Origin of the sequence: Paenibacillus wulumuqiensis (assembly GCF_000971965.1) — a bacterium.
Classification (GTDB): domain Bacteria; phylum Bacillota; class Bacilli; order Paenibacillales; family Paenibacillaceae; genus Saccharibacillus; species Saccharibacillus wulumuqiensis.
The window spans coordinates 1-9370 of record NZ_KQ040796.1 but is presented as its reverse complement, the minus strand read 5'-3'; the positions used below and the strand labels follow the sequence as shown (position 1 = coordinate 9370).

Here is a 9370-nt window from a genome sequence, read left to right as displayed (position 1 = left end):
TTTTTACGAATACGAGACTGAATGCCAAGGTTCTGCATGAGCCGAAGCACTTTTTTGTGATTCATCCACACGCCTTCGTCGTGCCACAGGAACAATTGTAGTTGTCTGTAACCGTAGATTCCCTTGTATTTGGTGTAGACTTTGCTTACGACTTGCTTATCCTCCACATCCCGGTCGATGGATTGCCGCTTCAACCAGGCGTAATAACCGCTTTTGGAGACGCCAAACAGCTGGCAGAGCCGCTGAATCTGTCCTCGTTCGTTTACTTGTCGAATGAGCGAATACCGCGTCTTCGTTCCTCCTCCTTCCAGATTTTCAAGCACTTTTTTAGCAGTTCATTCTCTCGTTTTAATTGGTTCATCTGTCGATCTGAATCGATGTACGTCTCTCTTCGTCCTCGCTGATCGAGTAATCCAAACTCGCCTTGCTCCCGATATTTCCGCATCCATTTTTTGACCCGATCTGCGTCGTGAATCTGCAAATGAGCTGTGATTTGACGATACGTCCAGGCCTCCTCGCTATGTAAACGAATGGCTTCTTTCTTGAGTTCCAACGAATACTTTTTAAACTTCTGTCCTTTTTCTGTCATGAAAAATGCACCCCCAAATGCTCATTAGTTTAACCGAGGGGGTTTCTAATGTCCATTTTAAGGGGTGCAGTTCACTCTTCGGAGTGGCTTTTTTGTTATGTAAACAGCTAAAAGGATGAAAATGTAAAAATATAACTTTTAATATTCATAAAACTCAGTAGCTTACCTATAAGTAAAAATTTTCATAATTATGCCGATAAAAAGAAGTGGCTTCCAATAAATATACAGAACAGGAAACTCCATATGCTATGATTATTCTTCTGGGAAAGGAGCAAATTGGATCAAATAAGGGAGTGGAAGGAAAGTATAATAGACAATTGTCCTTCAGCCGACCGGAATCAGGAATAACTCAATAAGGGAGCGAAAAGGAAAAAGTGAAGAAATTTATCAGTATAGCTTTGGTAGGAATAATGACTATTACCGTAGCCACCTCAGTCACATTGGCAGCAGATTATAAGTATGACGACCTCAATCGGGTGATTTCTTCCGAGAAAGACGGAAAGACCACCACATACACATACGATCATGGCGGCAATCTGTTAAGTGTCAAATCGACAGCCGCTCCAGCCAGACAAAAAGATAACATCATCTCGGGTTGGACTCCCTATATGACCAAAGCAGTAAAAGCACAGTACCACACAGCCAGTGAAAACGTGTATGGAGATGCACCGGTAACGATATATCAGTCCGTAAGCAGCAGTGTATACGGAGATACTACGGTATCCGGTGATGTATACGAGACGATATCCTCCGATATGAACGTGCAGTGGATTGAAGTGAATGCCAAGCGTACAGGCGGAGCCAATATTTACCGGGATATCCCTGTTGACGCAGGTTCCAGTTATTCCTATGAAGGATGGGTAAAATCCGATGAGATGAAGGATTCAGTCGTACAGGTTATCGTCAATTACTACGATAACAGAAACCGTCTGGTGAGCTATGATAACATTCTGAATCTCAAACAGAATTCCATCTGGCATAATTATCAGGCCAGCCTGAGAACACCAAGCCGCGCAGTCAAGGCAAGAGTACACTTGCAGGTGGTATTGCTGAAATCCAACGGACATGCCAAAGCAGGCTTTGCCGACCGGACCTTTGAACGAGCAGTGCAGGAAGGCGGCAAGCAATGAAAACACCTCTTTATGTAAGATGGAGTGTGCTGGCATTCCTGGTTATTGCAGTTATATGTAATCTGAGATTGCCGGAAGCCCAGGCTGCTGTGTCCAATATTTATAAAATTTCACCTGGTTCGTCAACAAGTTTCACTCAATCCGAATTCACAGGTATGACTGTATATATGGATGGCAGCAATTATGATTATGCTCTATATTCAACAACTGGAGATGCCGTAAATTATCAAGAGAAAACAGGCAAATCCACAGCGACTATATCCCGAAATTACACTCTGGTAGTTACCAATAAGGGTTCTGGTGATGTAACCGTTGATGCCAAATCCAAAACGCTTCAGGATACCCCTCTTTTTGGTGGAATCCAAGCATTGGAACGTATGACACTTAATCCTGGGCAAAGTGTTATGGCAAATAATATAGATGATGCGCGTAGTCAGACCGTCAGAGTAGGCGGTATCAATGCGAATATAAATTTCAATACTGCAGGGGAATATGCTTTATTTACACGAAAGAAATCTGCAGGAACAGAAACAATAAGCAAGGGTAGTGCAGTTATTATTACTAACCGTGATACAACTGCTTACGATGTAGTAGGACCTGCTAGATTGATTACTATGATTAATAGTAGCCCGGCAGACTTTTATTACACAGTACCTGTAAATGGGTCTGTACAGGCTGTCAACAAATCAGATAAAAATCAGTACGTGTACAGTGATGGAGATGGTGCTTATGAATTCATCATCTATGACGAAGATGGATCAATTGCTTCATCAGGCAGCACCACAATGCTCAGCAAATTTGTAAAACCGGGTCAGCGTTTTGTAATGACCAATACATCTTCAGCACCGGTGACGGTAAGTGGTGCCAATTATGCATTTTATACTTCGACCCAGGTCGAGAAGCCAATGGTCACCAAGACGCTTTCTCCAGGTTCCAGCATCAAAGTGAAAAATATATCCGGAGACCAGATTAAGCTGCTTATGAGTGGTCTGTATGAACATGCCGAATATGATGCTTCCGGGGATGTGGCAGAATATGATGATGGAAGTACGCTGGGGAATTACGTACTACCAATCGGCCACACAACTGTAATTACCAACCCGAGCGGCTCCTCATCCATTACGGTGAAGATACCCAAAGAGGCGGCCATCATCTCGGATTCCTCCAATCCGGCGTTGTACAAATACAATGTGGCGCCAGGCGCTTCACTGGAAGCGAGCAATCTGACACATAGCTATGCAACGATCCAGACCAATGCCCGTTATGATTATGCTTTCTACGACAATGCGGGCATCATAGATTATGGAGCCGACCGTCTTACGTATAATTTCAAATTCAATGGGTCGGAGAAAGTGGCCTTTACCAATGTGGGCCTTACGACGGATCTAATCTATGCGCCATATGAAGCCTTCCGCTTCTCGATTCGTACGGAGCCAATTACGTTCCGACGGACACTTGAGCCAGGACAGACGCTCAAAGCGATCAATACCGCAAGATCAGGTTTCCAGGTTGCGGCCGATGATCAGCATCACTATGTGATCTACGATCAGACAACCAACAAGGTAGACAGCTTTGGCAATCCGATCAAAGCAGACACTCATCTGGTGACCAAAGATGAAAAAATTATCACTACGAATAGCGGGCTGCGTCCAATGGTCGTTTCCGGACCGGCAGATGCGTTTGCGCTGAGCAGCCGTTCGGAACCGGCACTTTATAAAGGCTATCTGAATGTCGGCGAGAGCCTCAAACTGTTCAACGAAAGCCCGGGTACTTTTAATCTGTATACGGAAGGCACCTATGATCAGGCGAGCTATTACGCAGATAACTCACTGCGGTCGCTTGATCATGATCGTACACTCGGTTCACTGCCGTTCCATACAGGTGAGCGGGTAACGGTTACCAATTCCGGCAGCACCCAGTTTGTACTGCTGAGTCCTTATGATGTAACCCGTGTACAAGCTAGCCCGAATCCGGCATTGATCATCAAGCAGCTTGCTATTGATCAGAGTGCGGAATTTGTGAACAAGGCGGCATCTACAGAGACCGTGTACTTTACCGGTCAGCATGATCTGATGGATTATGATACAGCCGGTAATCCGGATACGTATGTCCGGCGCAGCAATGTCGGTGCCCGTACAGTGACTGCAGGCCAGAAGCTGGCCGTCATGAATACGGACAAGAATCCGATTGATGCCTACGGAGCATATGAATTATTTGCAGCTTCCAATCGTTCTACACCGGTAACGTTCCGTAAGACGCTGAATAACGGACAAAGTATGGACTTTACCAATGGAGCGACCAAGCCATTCTCCCTATATCCGGCAGGTACTTATGATCTGGCCGAGTACAAAGGGGACGAAGCGGTAGATGTACAGCGTGAAGAAACGCTGGCAAACCAGATCATTCCGGTACAGAATCGCATATCGATCACCAATGCGGCAGCACCTGCCCTGATTGTGGAAGGTCCATATGATGTATTCAAAGTAGGTGCCCGTACGAATCCGGCACTGTTTGAGTACAATCTGGCTCCACGTCAAAGTGTGGAAGCTGAATATACCGGTGGCGGCGGATCAGGAGATGTACATCTGACCGCACCTTATGATTATTCTTTATTTGTTAATAATGCGCTTGATCAATATGGCAGAGATATCTCCGCATCAAGCAAGCGTGAAGTGAGTAATGGTGAGCGTCTGGCTGTTATGAACCGCAGCGAACAGCCATCTGTGGCATACGGTGCGTATGATGTGTTTAAAGTAACTGCCCGTACTCAGCCTGTGACATTCCGGCAGGTGCTGAATAATGGACAAAGCGTAGATATCAAGAACACGCAGGGCAAAGCCTTTAACCTGTATTCGGTTGGTGGCAATTACGATTATGTAGGACGCAAAGCCGATGGCAAAGTGGATCAGCTGGCCCTGGCAACAGACAAGGCCATCCAAATTCAGCAGACCGGCGAGAAAATGGCGATCACCGGCAATTCGTCCAGCCCGACGATTATCGAAGGCGCTTATGATGCCTTTACGGTGACCAATCGTGCCAACCCGGCCCTGATCAAACCAACGCTCAAACCAGGACAATCCGTGGATGCTGTCAATGTCGATTCGGTGGATTCCGTACTGCGCATGACTGACACGTATGATCTGGCTGTATACAATACAGACGGCAGCCTGAAGCAGTACCTGAACACCATATCCAGCATTCCGACCCAGACAATTGATGTCGGGGCCAAAGTAGGACTGCAAAATAGCGACACCTCTGACATTATCGTATACGGTCCATTTGAATCCTTTAAAATAACCGACCGTACCCGCCCGGTGACGCTGGTCCGTACACTGTCGCCGGATGAGACGCTCGTATTCCAGCAAAATGCACTGGATATGATGTATCTCTATGTCAATGGAACCTATGATTTTGCCCAGTATAAGAATAATGGCGAGGTCAAAGAATTCCAGACCAACTATACGATAGCGACCCAATCATCGGCTCGTAATGATCGTTTTGTCATTGCGGCAGCACCGGATCAGAAAGTCACTGTGGCTGTCTCCAACGACGCGTTTACGATCAAAGCGACCGATACCAAACCGGTCACTGTAAAGATGCTTGAAGTCGGAGAAAATTATTCCTTCCGCAATATCTCGCCGGGAATGTTCAATCCACGAGTGAACGGAACACATGCTTATCAGATCTATAATGCTTCAGGCAGCCTGACCAGCTCCAACAGCAGTACTACACTGCCGCAGCATTCATTGTCAGCTTCCAGCCGACTCGTTGTGACCAATGTAGATGCCGGACCGATCAGCGTCTCAGCTCCGACAGAAGCCATTCGTGTCACCCAGGGCAATGATCTCCTGCTCAAGTCACTGGCTTCCGGTCAAAGTATGAAAGCAGCCAACACCTCATCCGGCACGGCCCGACTGACGGTAGATGGCAAATATGATGTAGCGGTCTACGACGCATCCGGACAGCCGATTAGCTACGATCGCCTCACAACAGGTGCATCTGTAGCTGTACCGAGCGGCGGATACGCCATACTGACAGGTCGTCAGGCAGCAGCAACGACCGTCAATGGCAATAAGGAAAACTTTGTATTCGAAGATACTGATCGCACCGCGTTGTCCATTTACAATCTGGATAAAGACAAAATGCTCAAATCCCTAAATGTGACGGATAAAGCCCATACCCTGATGGTGGATGGAAGCTTCACTTACTGGATTGAACAGGGCAAAGAGCAAACAGGTGCGAGCCCGCTGAATATCGGTGCTGGCAACACTGCAATTATCCGCAATACCAGCGGCAAAACGGTAGAAGTATACAGCCCATACGGACTGTTCCGCTGGGAAGAGACGACCGATCCGGTTATTCCGGTACCGGTAACGCCGCCGACAGGCCAGCCGGTTAGCTCCTTGGATCCGAGTAACTATGATCCTCAGACATTTTATGCCGATCCAATCGACACGTCGACCGGTGCACAGATCATTAACAAAACGATGCTGTATGCCCATGGCAGCATAGATATTCCATTCCAGGCACAGTATTATTCACTGCTGCAGGGCAATGGCGCAATGGGCAAAGGCTGGAGTCATAACTATGCAATCAGCCTCAAAAAAGACAATAAAGATGGCAGTCTGAAAATTTACTGGAACGATTTCCGGTATAACACATTTGCCAAAAATTCGGACGGTACCTACACATCCGCAGAACAGTCAGCCCGAAATGACCATCTGCAGCAGAATACGAATAGCAGCTACACACTGACTCGTTATGACGGTACAACCTATGAATTCTCGGCAAATGGCATCATTCAGTCCATGAGAAATTCCGGCGGTATCGAAATGACATTCCAGTATGATGGCAGCGGCAGATTGGCAAGTGTGACAGAGCCAACTACCGGAGCCAAGCTGCAATTGGCTTACAATGCTGCAGGTAAAGTAAGTTCGGTTGCCGATCAGGCAGGCAGAACATCGACATTTACCTACGACGATACAGGCAGACTCATTACCCTGACCGATCCGGCAGGCAATGAGAGCAAGTATACGTACAACGGTAATCATCAGATTGTGACTGGCGCACTGAACAGCAAGCAGCTGTTCATGAACAGCTATGACAGCAAAGGCCGCATATTGAAACAAACGGATGGGATAGAAGGTCATCAGACGACTCTGGCTTATAGCGAGGCAGACCATCTGTTTACGACTACGATCACTGATCGCAATGGCAATATCCAGAAGCGTGTACATGATGCCAATCACCAGCTGGTACAGGTACTGGATGCGCTGGAAGGCAAGACAACCTATACGTATGACGATAAAGGGAACCGGACCAGCATCACCAATGCGCTGAACCAGACCGCCCGCTTCGAATACGATGACCGAGGCAATGTAATCCAAGTAACTGATCCATCCGGACAATCGATCACGATGACTTATGACAATCGTGGCGACCTGCTGAAAGCTACCGGACCGGACGGAAGCAGTATTACCAGCACGTATGACAGCAGCAGACGTCTGCTGAGCACTACCGATACGGAAGGCAATACGATTCGTTACACGTATAACGACAAAGGCATGCTCGTCTCGGCGACCGATCCGCGCGGCGGACAAATCAAGTACGATTATGACGGTTCGCGCCTGACCGGTGTCACTCAATCGACCGGTGAGATCACCACGATTGGCTATGATGCAGCCGGGCGAATGACCAGCCAGACCGATGCGGATGGCAACACGTCCAAAATTGTCTATAACGATAACGATCAGCTGGTAGCCGTTATGGATGCACTGGGACACAAGAACAGCTATACGTATGATGGTCACGATAATCTGACCAGTGTGACCGATGCACTGGGCAATATCACCCGCTATGCGTATGACAATAACGCTCAATTGACCGGCGTAACCAATGCGCTTGGCGGCAAAATCAGCATCCAGTATGATGCTGAAGGCCGGATGACCGGTGTAACCGATCCGCTGGGCCGCAAAACGACATTTGCCTATGACAAAGCAGGGCATCTGCTGAGTGAGACCAATGCGCAGGGTGCAAGCATCCGTTATTCCTACGATGCTCTCAGTCGTCCAATCGAAGCCTACGATGCACTGAACAACAAAATGTACACCGTGCAGTACGATACCGCAGGCAACCCGGTCAAATTGACCGATGCGCTCGGCAATACGTACACAAGCACGTACAACCAGCTGAATCAGCTGACCCAATCGGTCGATCCGCTGGGCCGTAAAACAAGCTACAGCTATGACAAACGCAATCAGCTAACGGATGTAAATGATGCTATTCAGGGTCATACGTCACAGGCAGCAGATGCATTTGGACAGATTACGCAGATGGTCGATGCCAACGGCAACCAGGCACAATACCAGTACGATCTGCTCGGACGTCTAACCAATGAGAAAGATGCGGCAGGCGGCAGTCACACGTACACGTACAACAAGCTCGGACTGCTCAGCCAGGAAACGGATAAAAACGGCCGGGATACGAAATATATGTATGATGCGGCAGGCAATCTGATCCAGTTTGCCGATCAGGCTGGCAGCGTAGCATATCAATACGATGCCAACGGTAATATCCTGTCGGTCACCGGCAGCGATGGCAAAGTGCTGCGCCGCACATTTGACGCACTCAACCGCGTCGAGACCTATACGGATGGTGACGGCAATACGATTGGCTATTCCTATGACGCTGCCGGTCAATTGATCACATTGACCTATCCGGATGGCAAAAAGGTACACTACACGTACGATAACGCAGGCCATATGTCCACAGTCACCGACTGGAACGGACGCAAGACCAGCTATGGCTATGATGCCAACGGACGTCTGACATCGACAACCCGTCCGGACGGTACCAAGGAGACACGTTCGTACAATGCTGCCGGTCAGATGACCAGCAAGACCGATCTGAACCCGGACGGCAGTGTGCTGACAGAGAGCAGTTACACGTATGATGCCGCCGGCAACATGACTCAGGAAGAGGGCGGCGAAGTTCAGAATCCGCTGAACAGCGTCACTTACGACGTATACGGCCCGGGTCTGTCTCCAGAGCTGGAAGACGTCATGATCCAGAGCGGTATGGCAGAGCCGACTGCAGACCGTAACGACAGTGTACAGACGGATGTCTACAGTGCTCCGGCTGCGACCAAAGATCCTTCCCTGACATCTTGGGCTGCCGGTATGGAAGCAGAAAGTCTAACCTTAACCGAAGATGTATACGGACTGTATGGCGATCTGCAAATGACCTACACCGCAGATAACCGTCTGGCTACGGTCAACGGACAAGCCGTAACGTACGATGCAGAAGGCAATATGCTGAGCGGCCCGCTGCATGGCAGCATGCAGGATTACCGGTATGATGCCCGTAACCGCCTGATCCAGGCCGGTGGCGTAAGCTATAGCTACGATAACGAGAACAACCGCAACGCCATCACGGTAAATGGCGTAACAACAAAACAGATCATCAACCCGCATGCCGTGCTCTCCCAGGTGCTGATGGAGACCGACAATGCCGGTACACCGCAAGCCTGGTATGTATATGGGATGGGACTGATCGGACGCGAAGATGCAGCCGGGAACTACCAGACGTACCACTACGATCTGCGCGGCAGCACGATTGCCCTGACCGATGCACAGGGACAGGTAACCGACAC

The 9370-nt window shown here is 48.6% G+C and carries 4 protein-coding genes; 2 read left to right on the top strand and 2 right to left on the bottom strand.

From position 1 onward, the window contains the following. Together WH45_RS23400 and WH45_RS08075 are read right to left on the bottom strand one after the other, a co-directional pair. Positions 1-323: IS3 family transposase (locus tag WH45_RS23400; RefSeq protein ID WP_152663520.1), on the bottom strand; the 323-nt coding region annotated here is incomplete at its 3' end. Continuing rightward, positions 263-589, bottom strand: a complete 327-nt coding sequence (locus WH45_RS08075; RefSeq protein ID WP_046213905.1) for a helix-turn-helix domain-containing protein — start codon at positions 587-589, stop codon at positions 263-265. The genes WH45_RS23400 and WH45_RS08075, both read right to left, overlap by 61 nt. Before the next feature lie 410 nt (positions 590-999). Here WH45_RS08075 and WH45_RS08070 point away from each other — a divergent pair, with 410 nt between their 5' ends. Further along, a complete protein-coding gene (locus WH45_RS08070; protein WP_082096620.1) occupies positions 1000-1719 on the top strand; it encodes an RHS repeat domain-containing protein in 720 nt (239 codons plus the stop codon). Between the two features lie 614 nt (positions 1720-2333). Continuing rightward, positions 2334-9370 (top strand): DUF6531 domain-containing protein (locus WH45_RS08065; RefSeq protein ID WP_235338322.1); only part of this gene is annotated, 7037 nt, incomplete at its 3' end.

Excerpts from the sequence above, each read along its gene's own strand:
- WH45_RS08075 (WP_046213905.1), bottom strand. The coding sequence starts at position 589 with ATGACAGAAAAAGGACAGAAGTTTAAAAAGTATTCGTTGGAACTCAAG.
- WH45_RS08070 (WP_082096620.1), top strand. The coding sequence starts at position 1,000 with ATGACTATTACCGTAGCCACCTCAGTCACATTGGCAGCAGATTATAAG.